Raw genomic sequence first — 15,358 nt, 5'->3', positions numbered from 1 at the left:
CCCGGCGCCGCCGTGACCACCCCTCCGGGGGCTCCACCCCGCCCCCTCTCGGCCGTGGCCGGGCCTCGTTCCCAGCCCTCCGGCACGGACCGAATCACCCTGCCCGTACCAACTCCTTCTCGCCCGCCGTCCGAAACCGCGGTGTCACCCTCGTCTCGCCCAACCACCCCCGCAACCGCTCCGCCTCCTCCGCGATCAGGGCCTCCGCCTCCCGCCCCGCCCGGTCCCACACCCGCCAGACGACCTCCCCGTCCCCCCGCTGCGCCCACGTCCCGACGACCCGCCCGTCCCACCACACCGTCGGCCCCACGTTCCCGCTCCGGTCGATCAGTGCGGGCCGTAGTTCCGGGCCGAGATACCAGTCCCGCGCCTGCCACCCCATCGTCGTGGGATCGAGGGCCGGCAGCAGTGCCGCCCACGGCTCCGACGGCGCGGCGACCGGATCGACGTCGTCCTGGACGACGTACCCCGTGCCCTCGTCCAGCGACACCGTCCGCGCCCCGATCGCCGTTAGCGCCCGGCGCACCTCCGTCACCCGCCACCCCGTCCACCACTTCAGGTCCGCCTCGGTCGCGGGCCCGCACGTGGTGAGCCAGCGGCGCAGCAGCTCGGCCTGGGCCGCGGCCCCGTCCAGTTCGGGATGCGCGGGCGCCGGCGCCCAGCGGAACTGCGACGACGTCCAGGAACCCAGCGGACGGCCCCGCACCACCTTGCCTTCGACCCCCAGCACCTTCAGCAGCCGGGTGGACACCGAGTGGAGTCCTTCGTAGCTCTTGCCGGCCGCGTACACGAACTGCCGCCCCAACCGCGGCTCCTCGCGCGTCAGCTCCGTCGCCGTCGCCTGGCCCAGCCGTCCGAGCGCGGCCAGCGTCGACTCCTCGACCTCCTTCAGCCAAGCGGCGTCCGGCGCCCCGGCCTTGGCCATGTCCTTCAGCAGCAGGGCCCGCTCCCGCGCGGCGACCGTGAGACCGGTCGAGGCGTGCACGACCGCCGTGCATCCGGTGGGGAACACGAACACCGTGTGCCGCATACCGTGCATCCGCACCAACGTCCGGTCCCGGTACAGCGCCCGCTCCGTCTCCCGCACCGTCGTCGACGCGTCCGCGAGCCGTGCGCCGACCGCCAGATACACCGTCGCCGGGTCGCTCCCGTGCACGGCGACGAGCGCCTCGGCGACCTCCTCCGGCGTCCGGGCCCGCGTAGCCGGCGTCAGCCGGTGCCGCAGGGCCAGCCGGGCCCGCCGCTCCGCCCCGTCGATGTGCCGCACCCCGTCGCCCGCGCCGCCCATACCGCTCTCCGTCCCTCGCTCCGCGTGCCTGCCGCCATCCTCCCCGACCCCCCCCGGGGTGCGGCGATCGCGACGGGGCTCGACCGCCGTGCCAGGCGCCTGACGGGTGGTCACGACTACGCCGGCCGTCGCCCCGCTCCCGCGTACCTCTTCCGACGGCCCCGCCCATACGTCTCCCCGGCACATGACACTGCTCCAGGGCTTCGAGTTGCTGGGGGACGGCGCCGGCCCGCGTCTGGAGCCGAACCCCCAGCACGTCCGGCGTCGGACCGGTCCTGCCCGGCTCGCGCCACGGTCCCGCGTGCTTCGCCGCGTCGGGGGAGCAGACCGGGGCCGTCCGGCGGCCGCCGGCGCAGGCGGTCGGCGAGGGGCGAGTCGACGCATGCGCGAGCCCCAGCCTCCGTTCGAGAGGGGATCGCACGTGAGGACACCCCTTTTGATCACCGGTGTACTCTTTGCCCGGACTTCAGATGCCGGGAAAAGGAGATGCACATTGAGTGACGGTCTCCCTACTCTGGAGAAACCAACCCCCCCACCCCACCCCCACCGCACAGCACACCCGTCCGTCCCTGCCCAGGAAGGAGGCACCATGGGCACCGTCGTTCTCTCCGGGACCGTCGTCCTGGTGGTCCTGGGATTCGGCGACCACCTCTACTGGCTCGCCGCGGTCGCCGTCCTCTACCTGTACGCCCGGTACGGCCGCGGCTCGTCCGCGACGTCTTCGGCACCGTCGGCGACCGGCCCGGTCGCCGGCCCCACGCAGGGCACCGCTCCCGCGTCCGCGCCGACGACCTACAAGGCCTACCGGGCCCGCCGTGACCAGCAGGCCAAGTGGGAGCGCCGTTACGCCCGCGAACGCGGCACCAAGTAGGCGGCCTCCGGCCCCTCACGGGCCGGGGCGCCCCAGGGTGGGAGCCCGCCGGCCGAGGTCCTGATCGGTCCGCGGGTCGTCCGCGAGGCCCGCCTTCACCTGGAGTTCCAGCGAGCCGTCACGCCGCTGCCCCGCACCGGGCAGCGGCGCGACGGCGTGGAAGGAACCCGCTTGTCCGGATACACCGGCGCCGGCCGCGCCCGCCCCCGTCCTCGAACCCCGCGAGCGAGCACAGCGACTGCGGGCCGAAACCGTTGACCCTCGCCAGCGCTTCACCGCCTGCGCGGATCGGTGGCCAGGAGCGGAAGTCCCGTCGGGGGAGAAGACACCGGTGGCCCGCGGGAGCGCCGGCAGCCCCGTCAGCGCGGGACCGACGGGGCGGCGAGCCGCGCCGCCCGCTCCCTCAGCCGCTGGTCCGCGTCGTCCCGCACCGCGACCAGCGCGCGCCGCCGTACGTCACCGCCGCGCTCCAGCGCCAGCCGGAACGCGGCCCGCCGCACATGCGCCCGCCGTCCGGTGCCGAGCCGCTCCACCAGCCACTCCTCGGGCAGCAGCCCCGCCGACGGCAGCACCGCGAGGGTCACCTCACGCACCACGCACGCCGCCGGATCGTCCAGCATCGGCCACAACCGCCGTACGTCGGCCGCGTCCAGCACCCGCAACCCGGCCACCGCCTGCGCCCGGACCGCCGCGAGGGGATGCCCCAGCAACGGCCACAACAGTGCGGCGTCCACCCGCTCCCCGCACTCCGCCAGCCCGACCGCGGCGCCCGGCCGCAGCGCGGGGTGGCCCGGATCCGCACACCGGTCCCGGTACCAGGCCAGCGGATCGATACCGCCCTGCCGCACCACGTACCGTGCACAGGCCCGCACCAGCCCCGACCGGTCGGCCAGGAATTCCATGGCCTGCCCCGGCCGCCCGGCCGGCCGCAGCGCCGTGACCCCGGTGGAGCGGACTCGCGGACCGCGCGCCGCGAGCAGGGGCCCGAGCACGTCGGCGTAGGCGCCGCTCTCCCGTACGGCGGCCAGGGCGGCGTCGGCGCACAGGCTCTGCACGACCGCGTCGGCGTCCCGGGCGGCGACGCGCGCCAGCTCCGCGGGGGAGAGGAGCCCTCCTTCGGCGGCCCGCCGGTACGCGTACCGGCGGGTGAGACGGTCGGCGGTGGTGTACAGCGGGTCGAGCAGCTCACCAGGGGCCCCGCGCAGCAGCCCGTCGGCCAGCTCGACCGCGAAGCCCCCGTGCCGCCGGCGATCGACACGCAGGATCAGCGGAAGCAGTTTCACGGCCCGTCCGGCGTCGAGCGAATCGGCCAGCCGGCGGCGCGCCGTCACTCGTACCGGCTCCGCCCAGTCGGCACACCGCAGGACCAGGAGCGGCAGCAGCGCGGGGTGGTCCGCGACCCGCGCCAGCACGGCCTCGCGGATCCGGCCGTCCCGGTGGCACAGGGCGAGGGCGAGCTGCGCCTCGGTGAGCAGGTCGCCGGACCGCACGGCCGCGGACAACGCCCGCCCGCCGTCGCCCTCTTCCCAGGCGGCCCAGCCGTAGGACGGGTCGAACCACTGGTCCCACCGCACTCCGGCGTCCAGCTCGATCCAGGCATCCGCGTCGTCGGCGTCGACGACCTCCCACAGCGCCGCGCCCTCCGCCAGCCGGCGGGCCGTCATGGCCCCCGGCCGTGGTCCACGTGCACGCGCGCTCCCCTAGTACGGCGCCTGGAACCGCGTGTACCCCAGCAGCAGGATCACCGCGGCCACGCAGCCCAGGACGATCGCCGTCGACGTCCAGGACGACCGGCGGGGGGTTCGCGGGCCGGGGTCGGCACGGAAGGGCTGTGGCTCGGGCGGGTTCTCCTTCCAGCGGGCGGCCAGCATGCGGGCCCGAGCCGAGGGCTCCTTGTGCTCCGCGCTGTCAGCCCACTTGATGTCGAACTCCCACTCGGCATCGTCCTGTTGGGACATCTCCGTCTCTCCCCGTCACCCTTGTCGAACAGCAGTGCCGGAAACCATACGACGGCGCCCCCGCCCTGAGAAACCAGGACGGGGGCGAAGTCCGACAGGCCGACGGCCTGTGCGGGTCGATCACACGTCGAAGTACAGCTCGAACTCGTGCGGGTGCGGACGCAGCTGGAGCGGCGCGATCTCGTTCGTGCGCTTGTAGTCGATCCACGTCTCGATCAGGTCGGACGTGAAGACGTCGCCGGCGAGCAGGAACTCGTGGTCGGACTCGAGACGGTCCAGGACGGCCGGCAGCGAGGTCGGGACCTGCGCGACACCCGCGTGCTCCTCGGGAGCCAGTTCGTAGAGGTCCTTGTCGATCGGCTCGGCCGGCTCGATCTTGTTCTTGATGCCGTCCAGGCCGGCCATGAGGAGGGCGGAGAAGGCCAGGTACGGGTTGCCGGAGGAGTCGGGCGCGCGGAACTCGACGCGCTTGGCCTTCGGGTTGGAACCCGTGATCGGGATACGCATCGCGGCGGAGCGGTTGCGCTGCGAGTAGACCAGGTTGACCGGGGCCTCGAAGCCGGGGACCAGACGGTGGTACGAGTTCACCGTCGGGTTGGTGAAGGCCAGCAGCGACGGGGCGTGCTTGAGGATGCCGCCGATGTAGTAGCGGGCCATGTCCGACAGACCCGCGTAGCCGGCCTCGTCGTAGAACAGCGGGGAGCCGCCGCTCCACAGCGACTGGTGGACGTGCATGCCGGAGCCGTTGTCACCGAAGATCGGCTTCGGCATGAAGGTCGCGGTCTTGCCGTTGCGCCAGGCGACGTTCTTCACGATGTACTTGAACAGCTGAAGGTCGTCGGCCGCGGCGAGCAGCGTGTTGAACTTGTAGTTGATCTCGGCCTGGCCGGCGGTGCCCACCTCGTGGTGCTGGCGTTCGACCTGGAGGCCGGACGCGGCCAGCTCCAGGGAGATCTCCGCACGCAGGTCGGCGAAGTGGTCGACCGGCGGGGTCGGGAAGTAGCCGCCCTTGTAACGGACCTTGTAACCGCGGTTGTCCTCCACCGCACCGGTGTTCCAGGCGCCTGCCTCGGAGTCGATGTGGTAGAAGGACTCGTTCTCCGACGTCTTGAAGCGCACGGAGTCGAAGACGTAGAACTCGGCCTCGGGGCCGAAGTAGGCGGTGTCGGCGATACCGGTCGACGCCAGGTACGCCTCGGCCTTCTTCGCGACGTTCCGCGGGTCACGGGAGTACTGCTCGCCCGTGATCGGGTCGTGGATGAAGAAGTTGATGTTCAGCGTCTTGTCGCGGCGGAACGGGTCCACGCGCGCCGTCGACAGGTCTGCGCGCAGCGCCATGTCGGACTCGTGGATGGCCTGGAAGCCGCGGATCGACGAACCGTCGAACGCCAGCTCCTCGTCCGGGTCGAACGCCTCGACGGGCAGCGTGAAGTGCTGCATGACGCCCGGCAGGTCGCAGAAGCGGACGTCGACGAACTTGACGTCCTTGTCCGCGATGAACTTCTTGGCCTCGTCGGCGTTCTGGAACATCCAGCTCCTCCTGCTCCCGACCGTCGAGCCGGGGTGGTAGTTCGTTCGTGCGGCCAGTGCGGTGGCACACGCTGTCGTCGACCCTAGGGACGGGTGGTTTCTCGGGCGTGACTCGTTTGTTTCGCAGAAGTTAACCAGCCCGGTTCCACCGTAACTCTGACGTACCCCACCGTCCCTCGGGCAAAAGGGTGCGCAGTACCGTGGACGGGTGGACAACAGGCAAGCAATCGGATCGTGGCTGTCCGGGCCCCGCGCGGCCATGGAGGACGCCGGTGCCGACTTCGGGTACCGGGGCGAGCAGCTGGGCCTGCCGGAGGAGGGGCCGGGCTCGATCGCCCGACCGGGTCGCCGGCTGGGAGCGCTGGCCGTGGACTGGGGACTGTGTGTCCTGATCGCATACAGCCTGATCACGCGCGGCTACGGCCCGGCTACCGGCAACTGGGCCCTGCTGATCTTCCTCGTGATGAGCCTCCTCACGGTCGGCACGCTGGGCTTCACCCCCGGTAAGCGCCTCTTCCGTCTGCGTGTGGTGGCTCTCGGCACCGGCACGGTCGACCCCCTGCGCTCGGCCGTCCGCACGGTGCTGCTCTGCCTCGCGGTCCCCGCCCTGGTCTGGGACCGCGACGGCCGCGGCCTCCACGACCGGGTGGCCCGCACGGTCGAGGTCCGGATCTGAGGCACGCCGGACGGCACGGCGAGCGCGAGAGAGGCTACGACGAGGCGCGGGGCGCCGACCGGCGCATGTGGCGCGACGAACGCGTGACGACCCGGCGGGCCGTGCGACGCGACGAACGCGTGACGGCATCACGAAGCGTGTGACGACACGACGAAGGGGGCGCCCGGATGATCCGGGCGCCCCCTTCGTCGTGTGACAGGGATCAGCGGGGCCGCTGTCCGCCCTTCGGCACGCGCATGCCCTTGGGCATCGGCCCCTTCGGCAGCGGCATGTTGCTCATCAGGTCGCCCATGGCGCGCAGCCGGTCGTTGGTGGTGGTCACCTGGGGGCCGGTCAGCACCCGCGGCAGCTTCAGCATGGTGGTCCGCAGCTTCTTCAGCTGGACCTGGCCCTCGCCCGTGCCGACGAGCAGGTCGTGCACCGGGACGTCGGCGACGATGCGGTTCATCTTCTTCTTCTCCGCGGCCAGGAGGCCCTTGACCCGGTTCGGGTTCCCCTCGGCCACCAGCACGATGCCGGCCTTGCCGACCGCGCGGTGCACCACGTCCTGGCTGCGGTTCATCGCCACCGCGGGGGTCGTCGTCCAGCCTCGGCCGATGTTGTCGAGCACGGCCGCGGCAGCGCCCGGCTGGCCCTCCATCTGCCCGAAGGCCGCCCGCTCGGCCCGGCGCCCGAACACGATCGCCGTCGCGAGGAAGGCGAGCAGGAAGCCCAGGATGCCGAGATAGATGGGGTGACCGATCAGGAAACCGATCGCGAGGAAGACACCGAAGGTGACGATTCCGACAGCCGCGAGTACAAGACCGATCTTCTTGTCGGCCTTGCGGGTCATCTTGTAGGTCAGGGCGATCTGCTTCAGTCGCCCGGTGTTAGCGGCGTCCGCCGCCGTGTCCTTCCTCGCCATGCCACGCAGTCTACGTGGCCCGGGGAGCGACGACGACGGCAGTGTCCTGGAAGCGGCCCGGGGGACGGCCCGGACATGCCCCGAGAGAAGGTCGGGGCGGCGGTCAGAGACGGGCGGAGGTGACCTCTTCGAGGACGCGCTGCGCCTCGAACCGGTCCTTGGCACGACGGCGGTCCTCCAGGACGGAGGTCCAGGCGTTGCGCCGGGCGGTGCGCTGGCCACTGCTCATGAGCAGGGACTCGACGGCGCGCAGGGCATGGGTGAAGGACGGGATCGCGGTGGCGCGAACGGGCGCGGCCTGCATGACGGGGGTCCCCCTCAGGGAGCGGCTCGGCAGGGATCTACATGGTGTGACACCAGCGTCACTGATTGGTGTTACCAGGGCGTGACCGGCCGGTCAAACACCGATGAAACCTTGATGCGGGGGGCCGAAAGGCTGACGCGGCCCTGGCGTACGTCCTCATCTGCGAGGACGGCCAGGACCGCGTCGTATCGGCCGTTACTGGCAGGTAATCCCTTGTGCGCGAATTCACACGCAGCGCTGCCGCAGGGGGCCAGGGATGCTTGACGGAGTGTCAGACGGCCTGGACGGCCACGAAGGAGCCGCGCTTCTCGACGGCCATCTGGTACAGGCGGCCGGCGCGGTAGGAGGACCGTACCAGCGGACCGGACATCACGCCCGAGAAGCCGATCTGCTCGGCCTCCTCCTTCAGCTCCACGAACTCGTGCGGCTTCACCCAGCGCTCCACCGGGTGGTGGCGCACCGACGGGCGCAGGTACTGCGTGATGGTGACCAGCTCGCAGCCCGCCTCGTGCAGCTGCTGGAGCGCCTCGCTGACCTCCTCGCGCGTCTCGCCCATGCCGAGGATCAGGTTGGACTTGGTGACCAGGCCGAAGTCGCGGGCCTCGGTGATGACCTTCAGTGAGCGCTCGTAACGGAAGCCAGGACGAATGCGCTTGAAGATCCGCGGAACCGTCTCGACGTTGTGCGCGAAGACCTCGGGACGCGAGGAGAAGACCTCGGCCAGCTGGTCCGGCTCGGCGTTGAAGTCGGGGGCGAGGAGTTCGACCTTGGTGCGGCCGGCCTCTCGGTTCGCGGTCTGGGCGTGGATCTGGCGGACCGTCTCGGCGTACAGCCAGGCGCCGCCGTCCTCCAGGTCGTCGCGGGCGACGCCGGTGATGGTGGCGTAGTTCAGGTCCATGGTGACCACGGACTCGCCCACCCGGCGGGGCTCGTCGCGGTCCAGCGCCTCGGGCTTGCCGGTGTCGATCTGGCAGAAGTCACAACGCCGCGTGCACTGGTCACCGCCGATGAGGAAGGTCGCCTCGCGGTCCTCCCAGCACTCGTAGATGTTCGGACAACCGGCTTCCTGGCAGACCGTGTGCAGGCCCTCGCTCTTGACGAGGTTCTGCATCTTCGTGTACTCGGGACCCATTTTCGCCCGGGTCTTGATCCACTCGGGCTTGCGCTCGATGGGGGTCTGGCTGTTGCGGACCTCCAGGCGCAGCATCTTGCGTCCGTCGGGTGCGACTGCGGACACGACCGGCTCCCTGTAGCTTCGATTCTTCGGCGTACACCAGGGTACGCCCGTGTTTGTTGAGCCCTACCGGTGAGGCCAACCCGGAGACCGGGGGGACCATTCCCGCCGTGGCCGGAAACCGCCTGACTAGGCGGTCGCCTTCTCGATCTCCCGCGGCCTCAGCTCCGCGTTCTCCAGTACGTCCCGCAGGTGCCGTTCGACGACCGGCAGCACCTCGTCGATCGTGACGTCCCGGCCCAGCTCGTTGGCCAGGGACGTGACGCCCGCGTCGCGGATCCCGCACGGGATGATGCGGTCGAACCAGGCGTTGTCCGGGTTCACGTTCAGCGCGAAGCCGTGCATCGTGACGCCCTTGGCGACCCGGATGCCGATCGCCGCGATCTTGCGGTCCTCACGGCGCTGGCCGGCGTTGGAGGGCGCGTACTCCGGGCCGTTCAGCCGCGGGTCGAACTCCTCGTCGTGCAGCCGGGGGTCGAAGTCCAGGGAGAGACCGCCGAGCGTGGGGCGCTGCTCGACCGGGTCGCCCAGCACCCACACCCCGCTGCGGCCCTCGACCCGCGAGGTCTCTACGCCGAACTCCGTGCACACGCGGATCAGGGCCTCCTCCAGTCGCCGCACGTGCGCCACCACGTCCACCGGGCGCGGGAGCTTCTGGATGGGGTAGCCCACCAACTGGCCGGGGCCGTGCCAGGTGATCTTGCCGCCCCGGTCCACGTCCACCACCGGGGTGCCGTCCAGGGGGCGCTCGCTGTCGACCGTGCGCCGGCCCGCCGTGTACACCGGCGGGTGTTCCAGCAGCAGCACGGTGTCGGGAACCTCGTCCGCGAACCGCGCCGCGTGCACCCGGCGCTGCTCGTCCCACGCCTCCTGGTACTCCACGGCGTCCGCTCCGAAGCCCATGCGAACGAACCGCAACTCACTCACGGCAAGCGCCTCCCTAGGCGATACGGCGATAAAGCGCTACAGCGTCGCGGCGCCGGTCGCGCCGACGCTGCTCCGGCGGTCGCCGGCGCGACGTCGGCCATCCGGGCCTGCCTGTCAGGCCCTACCGCGCCCCACGCCACTGTACGTCCGCCCGTCGCGCGTCAGCCCCGCGGACAATCCTCACACGATCGGATGAATGAACCTCGAGCTGTGCGATGGCTTGCTCACGCTCCGCTACATTCGCGCCGTTCACGAGGCCATCAGGCCTGCTCACAGCCATCAGGGCACTTGGTCCGGGCACGTCACAGGCCCGGAAGGCAGGAGACCGCACCGCCGATGACGGAACGACCCGCGCAGCGCACTCCCAACCGTCAGCTCGCCGCGCTCATCGCAGAAGCGGGCTTCTCCAACGCGGGTCTGGCCCGACGCGTCGATCAGCTCGGCCTCGAGCACGGCCTGGACCTCAGATACGACAAGACGTCCGTCACCCGATGGCTGCGCGGCCAGCAGCCCCGCGGCACCACCCCCGCCCTCATCGCCGAGGTCTTCACCCGCCGCCTCGGCCGCAGACTGACCGCCCAGGACCTCGGCCTGGACGCCTGCGCCCCCGTGTACGCCGGCCTGGAGTTCGCCGGCACACCCGAGGAGGCGGTCGAGATCGTCAGTGGGCTCTGGCGCAAGGACTCGGGCAGCCACGCCGAACTGCGCAAGATCGCCTTCACCGCCGCCGGGCTGGTCGTGCCCAGCCGGGACTGGCTGATCGGCCGGGCCGACGAGAAGGTGAGCCACGGTGATCCGCCCGCCCGCGTACCGGTTCAGGGCAGGCCGCAGTCCACCCGGCCGGTCCAGCCGAGGCCCGCCCTGCCCAGGACCGGACCCGCGGCGGGTCCGCCCGGAGGCCCGCCCGTGGTGCCCCGGCAGCGCGGCACGGCCGAGCGCGGCCCCGGCCAGCGGGTCACCGGCGGGGACATCTCCGCGCTCCGCTCGGTCGGCGAACTCTTCCGGACCCTGGACAACATGTACGGCGGCGGCCACGCCCGTCAGGCCCTCGTGCGCTACCTGGAGCACGAGTGCGAGCCCATGCTGCGCGGCACCTACGGCGAGCAGACCGGCCGCCGGCTGTTCGGCGCCGCCGCCGACCTCACCCACCTCGCGGGCTGGACCTCCTTCGACATCGCCGCGCACGGCCTCGCCCAGCGGTACTTCGTCCAGGCCCTGCGCCTCTCCCAGGCGGCCGCGGACCGGGCGTACGGCTCCTACGTCCTGGTCACCATGAGCCGCCAGGCCGTGTACCTCGGGCACGGACGGGAGGCCGTGCAGCTCGCGCGGGTGGCACAGCAGGGCGTCGGCACCGGCTCGCCGCCCGTCGTGCAGGCGCTGCTGCACGCGGCCGAGGCGCGCGGGCACGGGGTGCTCGGGGAGGTACGGGCCTGCACCGCGTCCCTCGTCCGGGCCGAACGGGCGCTGGAGGCGGCCAAACCGGGGGACGAGGTGCCGTTCTGGGCGCGGTTCTTCGACGAGGCGCAGCTGGCCGACGAGTTCGGGCACTGCCATCGCGATCTCCAGCAGTTCCGCGCCGCCGCGCAGCACGCCGAACGCTCCCTGCAACTGCGGTCCGCCGCGTATGCGCGCAGCCGCCTGTTCTGCCGGATCGTCCTCGCCACCGCCCGCCTCGGCCTCGGCGAACTCGACCAGGCCTGCCAGATCGCCGCGGAGGCAGCGGGGCAGGCGGCGGAGATGCGGTCGGTGCGGGCGGTGGAGTACGTCCGCGACTTCGAACGCCGCCTGGAGCCGTACCGCGACGCGGCCCCGGCCAGGGTGTACCGGGACCGCGTGGCGGCGCTGGGGTAGGGCGGGCGCGCGGTCGGCCTTCTCGGCCCGCCGAGTCGGGAGCGGGGTGCCTCGGCGCGAGCGCGGCCGAGCGCGGGGCGGGTGGGCATGCGGGCGGGCGGACGTGGGGGGGGGGGGGGGGGGGGGGGGGGGGGGGAGGGGAGAAGGAAGGAAAAAAAAATAGCAGAACCCGACGAAAACCAACCCCCCCCCCCCCCCCCCCCCCCCCCCCCCCCCCCCCCCCCCCCCCCCCCCCCACACCACCCCCCCCCCTCCCCCCCCCCCCCCCCCCCCCCCCCCGACCTGCTTGTCCGGAGAACTCTTCCCGCTACGCGGCGGCCTTCAGCTTCGCGGTGATCTTCACGACCCGCTCCGCCTGGTGACGTGCGGCAGCGCGCGTGGTGTCGTCGACGGGCAGGGTGCCCTGTCCGTCCACGTGCGAGGTGCCGTAAGGGTTGCCGTCCGCGAACTTGAGCGGGTCGGTGAAGCCGGGAGCGACGACGATGCCGCCGAAGTGGTCCGAGGTGTACAGCGCCTGGAGCGTCGTCTCCTGCCCCGCGTGGGCGGTGGCGGACGACGTGAAGCCGCTGTAGACCTTGTCAGCCAGCTTGCCCTGCGCCCAGAGACCTCCGAGCGTGTCCATGAACTGCTTGAGCTGGGCGGAGGGGTGACCGAAACGCGTCGCGGTACCGAACAGAACCGCGTCGGCCCACTCGATGTCCTCCGCGGACGCCTCGGGGATGTCGGCCGTGGCGGCGTGGTTGGCGGCCCACGCCGGGTTCGACTGGATGGCCTCCCAGGGAGCGAGTTCCGCTGCCTGACCAGGCGGACTTCGGCGCCGGCCTTCACCGCGGCATCGCGCAGTTCCTTGGCGATCTCGGTGATGGTTCCGGTGGAGGAGTAGTAGACGATGGCGACGTTCACGGGAGTGGTCACGGTCGCGGTCTCCATTCTAGAGGTGAGCGGAAGTGGCCGGAAGGTAGCCGACCGGTCTAGCGCCCTAAGGTAGACGACCGGTCCATAAACAGCAGGAGCGTCCCACGCATCCCTCACGACACACCAATTGACAACCGCGCACCGTTGACGGTCGCCGACCGGTCCTCTACTTTTAGGTGACCGGTCGGCTAGTACCGCTTCAGTCATCCACGAGAGGTCGTCATGAACACTCAGGACCAGAAGGTCGCCGTCATCACCGGCGCGTCGCAGGGCATCGGCGCCGGGCTCGTCGCCGCTTACCGCAAGCTGGGCTACGCCGTCGTCGCCACCTCGCGCGGCATCGAGGGGTCGAGGGACGCCGATGTCGTCACCGTCCAGGGGGACATCGGCGATCGCGCAACCGCCGAGCGCGTCATCGCGGCGGGCCTGGAGCGGTTCGGCCGCATCGACACGCTCGTCAACAACGCCGGGATCTTCATCTCCAAGCCGTTCACCGAGTTCACCGAGGACGACTACGCCGCGGTGATGGGAGTGAATGTCAACGGCTTCTTCCGCATCAGCCAGCTCGCGATCGAGCAGATGCTCAAGCAGGGCGGCGGACACATCGTGCAGATCACGACGAGCCTCGTCGAGCACCCCAACTCCGGCGTGCCCTCCGTGCTCGCCTCCCTGTCCAAGGGCGGGCTCCAGGCCGCCACCAAGGCCCTGGCCATCGAGTACGCCTCCCGTGGAATCCGCTCGAACGCGGTCGCCCTGGGCACGATCAAGACCCCCATGCACCCGGAGCAGTACCACGCCGCGCTCGCCGAGCTGCACCCCGTGGGCCGCATGGGCGAGATCAGCGACATCACCGACGCGGTGGTCTACCTGGAGAACGCCCCCTTCGTCACCGGTGTGATCCTGCCCGTCGACGGCGGCCAGACCGCCGGGCACTGACCACGCCACGTGCTGACCGTCCGGGCCTCGGCGGCCGGGGACCATTCCGCTCCGTTCACCCGCGGCGGACTCCGGCCGAGGTGCCCTCCCCGACGCCTCGGGGAAGTGCGGCAGACGGTGTCCCTGCCCGTCATCGCCGCGAGCGGGCCGACGACGCCCCGCAGGTCGCCCGGATGGCGGAAGGCCGGCGCCGCGAGCGCCGTGGCGGCGCGGTTCCCGCCACACGCGGACGAGCCGAAGCCGTGCTCCCCCTCCGGCCAGGGCCGACGCGGCGGACCGCGCCACCGTGGTCACCCAGGCCTTCAGGGGCCGTCCGGTGCGGGGCCGGCCCTGCGCAACCTCGTCACCGACACCCACCGCGCCTCGGCACCTCTCGGCTGCTCCCCGCTGCACCGCCCGACCGGCCCGACGCGCAGCAGGCCGCCGACAGATGCGCGCGCCCGGCCATGCGGGCCCGAGCCGGCAGCAGACCATGGACAACGAGAGCCGTTCCGAACACGCAAGAGGAGCAGGACCATGAGTCACCCGATGGACGACGTGCTCGACCGGTGGAAGTCGGCCTTCGACAACCACCAGCCGGACGTGATCGCGGAGTTGTACACCACGGACGCGCTCTTCCAGGGCTTCGGACCGACGGTCGTGGCCGGCCGGGACGCGGTCCGCGCGTACTACGAGGCAGTCGACGCCGGTCGGCGGGCCGATGTGACGGTCCTGCACACCTACACCCTCGGCGACCATGTCGCCGGCGGCTTCGCCGACGTCACCTTCAGCGATGCCGACGGTTGGGAGGCCAAGGTCCACATGTCCCTCGTCCTGCACCGCGCGCACGCCGACGACGCGTGGAAGATCCGCCAGTACCACGTCTCCCGGATCGGCACCCAGGACTGACGCCCCCACCGGCCGCACTCCCCTCGATCGTCGGCGTCCATGCCGCCTTGGCTCAATCGGAGAATGACCATGCGTGAATATCTCGTCGAGCTCACTACGACCGTCCCCGAAGGCACCGACCCGGCCGAGGTCGACCGGATCCGCGCCGCGGAATCCGTACGCGCCAGGGAACTCGCGGCAGGCGGGCACCTCGTACGCCTGTGGCGCCCGGTCGGCGAACTCCGCAGCATCGGCCTGTGGCGCGCCGACGACGAAGCCGAGCTACGGGAGAAGGTGCTCGGCACCCTGCCGCTGTGGCCCTGGATGACCGCGGCCATCACCCCGCTGCAATCCCACCCCAATGACCCCGGCACCGGCACAGCCGCCTGACACCTCTACGGCCGCCCCTGGACGGCCGTTCCGGAAGCACGTCCGGTGTGAGGCGGAGGCCCGCGCTCCGGAGGTCGTCCGGTGGGCTCCCTGCGGCCCGCCCCGGGCGGCCTCCGCAGCGCGGGCGCTTTCCGTGGCAGCGGAAGCACTCGGCCCGGCAGCCTCGAGGCGGCCGGGCCCGCGACCACAACCGCTCGCGGAAGGCGCGTGCGGTGCCGCCGACCGACGACAGCAGGCAGTGCCAAGCCGCCGCTCCTGGTCACCACCACGCATGCCGCTCGAACTCGGTGTCACGAGGCGGCTGTGCTGGGGTCGGCGAAGGACGAGCGGTGTGATCGACGCCTGCATGACTCAGATCATTTCTGTGGCGCGGCAGAACTGCGCCGGTGATGGGTCGCGGTGAGGCGGCGCAGCGCGGCGTGGGCGGGTGGACCCCAGGTGCGCTTACCACCGGAACGGCCCTGGACGCCCGCGTCTGCGATAAAGATACAGGCGAGGGCCTTCCACACCGCCCAGCCGCGGGCGCGGCGAAGGGTCACCGGGTCCGGGACGGGCTGACAGGCGTTGGAGAAGCGGTCGACTGCGCCGTCCGGCAGCAGTGTCCAAGCGGCGGCGAGGTCGCAGGCCGGATCCCCAGGAGACGAACTCGCCGATCACCTTGGGTGACACAGATCCACAGCGCGGTCGTCCGCGCCCGCCAGCGCGCC

General features: G+C 71.8%; 14 protein-coding genes and 2 pseudogenes. 6 read left to right on the top strand and 10 right to left on the bottom strand.

Annotation, left to right across the window (positions count from 1 at the left end):
- Positions 1 to 94: 94 nt before the first annotated feature.
- A complete protein-coding gene (locus ACZ5Y0_RS00270; protein WP_469126395.1) occupies positions 95 to 1,288 on the bottom strand; it encodes a winged helix DNA-binding domain-containing protein in 1,194 nt (397 codons plus the stop codon).
- 589 nt (positions 1,289 to 1,877) lie between these two features.
- Here ACZ5Y0_RS00270 and ACZ5Y0_RS00265 point away from each other — a divergent pair.
- Entirely contained in the window at positions 1,878 to 2,159 is a 282-nt protein-coding gene (locus tag ACZ5Y0_RS00265) for a hypothetical protein (RefSeq protein ID WP_469126394.1), read from the top strand.
- A 359-nt stretch (positions 2,160 to 2,518) separates the two neighbouring features.
- Here the strand turns inward: ACZ5Y0_RS00265 and ACZ5Y0_RS00260 are convergent, their stop codons facing one another.
- The 3 genes from ACZ5Y0_RS00260 to glnA form a co-directional block, all read right to left on the bottom strand.
- Complete coding sequence (locus ACZ5Y0_RS00260) at positions 2,519 to 3,823, bottom strand: hypothetical protein (RefSeq protein WP_469126393.1); 1,305 nt, start codon at positions 3,821 to 3,823, stop codon at positions 2,519 to 2,521.
- Between the two features lie 36 nt (positions 3,824 to 3,859).
- Entirely contained in the window at positions 3,860 to 4,117 is a 258-nt protein-coding gene (locus ACZ5Y0_RS00255) for an SCO2583/SCO2584 N-terminal domain-containing protein (RefSeq protein ID WP_469126392.1), read from the bottom strand.
- A gap of 120 nt (positions 4,118 to 4,237) precedes the next feature.
- Positions 4,238 to 5,647 (bottom strand): type I glutamate--ammonia ligase, encoded by a 1,410-nt coding sequence (gene glnA, locus ACZ5Y0_RS00250; RefSeq protein WP_469126391.1) that lies wholly within the window; start codon positions 5,645 to 5,647, stop codon positions 4,238 to 4,240.
- A 208-nt stretch (positions 5,648 to 5,855) separates the two neighbouring features.
- On the opposite strand from glnA, the gene ACZ5Y0_RS00245 reads away from it, so the two are divergent.
- Entirely contained in the window at positions 5,856 to 6,323 is a 468-nt protein-coding gene (locus tag ACZ5Y0_RS00245) for an RDD family protein (RefSeq protein WP_469126390.1), read from the top strand.
- Positions 6,324 to 6,525: 202 nt separating this feature from the next.
- On the opposite strand, the gene ACZ5Y0_RS00240 is transcribed toward ACZ5Y0_RS00245, so the two are convergent.
- The 4 genes from ACZ5Y0_RS00240 to lipB form a co-directional block, all read right to left on the bottom strand.
- Complete coding sequence (locus ACZ5Y0_RS00240) at positions 6,526 to 7,227, bottom strand: DUF4191 domain-containing protein (RefSeq protein WP_469126389.1); 702 nt, start codon at positions 7,225 to 7,227, stop codon at positions 6,526 to 6,528.
- A gap of 103 nt (positions 7,228 to 7,330) precedes the next feature.
- The gene (locus tag ACZ5Y0_RS00235; protein ID WP_469126388.1) at positions 7,331 to 7,531 is read right to left on the bottom strand and encodes an SCO2195 family GlnR-regulated protein; all 201 of its coding nucleotides are present in this window, start codon (positions 7,529 to 7,531) and stop codon (positions 7,331 to 7,333) included.
- Positions 7,532 to 7,802: 271 nt separating this feature from the next.
- Entirely contained in the window at positions 7,803 to 8,768 is a 966-nt protein-coding gene (gene lipA / locus ACZ5Y0_RS00230; protein WP_469126387.1) for a lipoyl synthase, read from the bottom strand.
- 126 nt (positions 8,769 to 8,894) lie between these two features.
- Entirely contained in the window at positions 8,895 to 9,692 is a 798-nt protein-coding gene (lipB, locus tag ACZ5Y0_RS00225; RefSeq protein ID WP_469126386.1) for a lipoyl(octanoyl) transferase LipB, read from the bottom strand.
- A 336-nt stretch (positions 9,693 to 10,028) separates the two neighbouring features.
- Here lipB and ACZ5Y0_RS00220 point away from each other — a divergent pair, with 336 nt between their 5' ends.
- Entirely contained in the window at positions 10,029 to 11,543 is a 1,515-nt protein-coding gene (locus ACZ5Y0_RS00220; protein ID WP_469126385.1) for a regulator, read from the top strand.
- A gap of 307 nt (positions 11,544 to 11,850) precedes the next feature.
- Here the strand turns inward: ACZ5Y0_RS00220 and ACZ5Y0_RS00215 are convergent.
- Positions 11,851 to 12,473: pseudogene (locus ACZ5Y0_RS00215) on the bottom strand (NAD(P)H-dependent oxidoreductase).
- A gap of 207 nt (positions 12,474 to 12,680) precedes the next feature.
- Here ACZ5Y0_RS00215 and ACZ5Y0_RS00210 point away from each other — a divergent pair.
- From ACZ5Y0_RS00210 to ACZ5Y0_RS00200, 3 genes are all read left to right on the top strand, one after another.
- Entirely contained in the window at positions 12,681 to 13,394 is a 714-nt protein-coding gene (locus tag ACZ5Y0_RS00210) for an SDR family NAD(P)-dependent oxidoreductase (protein ID WP_469126384.1), read from the top strand.
- A gap of 516 nt (positions 13,395 to 13,910) precedes the next feature.
- Complete coding sequence (locus ACZ5Y0_RS00205) at positions 13,911 to 14,282, top strand: YybH family protein (protein WP_469126383.1); 372 nt, start codon at positions 13,911 to 13,913, stop codon at positions 14,280 to 14,282.
- A gap of 69 nt (positions 14,283 to 14,351) precedes the next feature.
- On the top strand, positions 14,352 to 14,651 hold the full coding sequence (locus ACZ5Y0_RS00200; RefSeq protein WP_469126943.1) for a muconolactone Delta-isomerase family protein: 300 nt from the start codon (positions 14,352 to 14,354) through the stop codon (positions 14,649 to 14,651).
- 356 nt (positions 14,652 to 15,007) lie between these two features.
- Here the strand turns inward: ACZ5Y0_RS00200 and ACZ5Y0_RS00195 are convergent.
- A pseudogene (locus ACZ5Y0_RS00195) lies at positions 15,008 to 15,286 on the bottom strand (aminoglycoside phosphotransferase); the annotation flags it as partial.
- Positions 15,287 to 15,358: the final 72 nt, after the last annotated feature.

This window comes from Streptomyces sp. NPDC033216 (genome assembly GCF_055577115.1).
The sequence above is the reverse complement of the archived record's forward strand: the minus strand, read 5'-3'. Positions and strand labels throughout refer to the sequence as shown.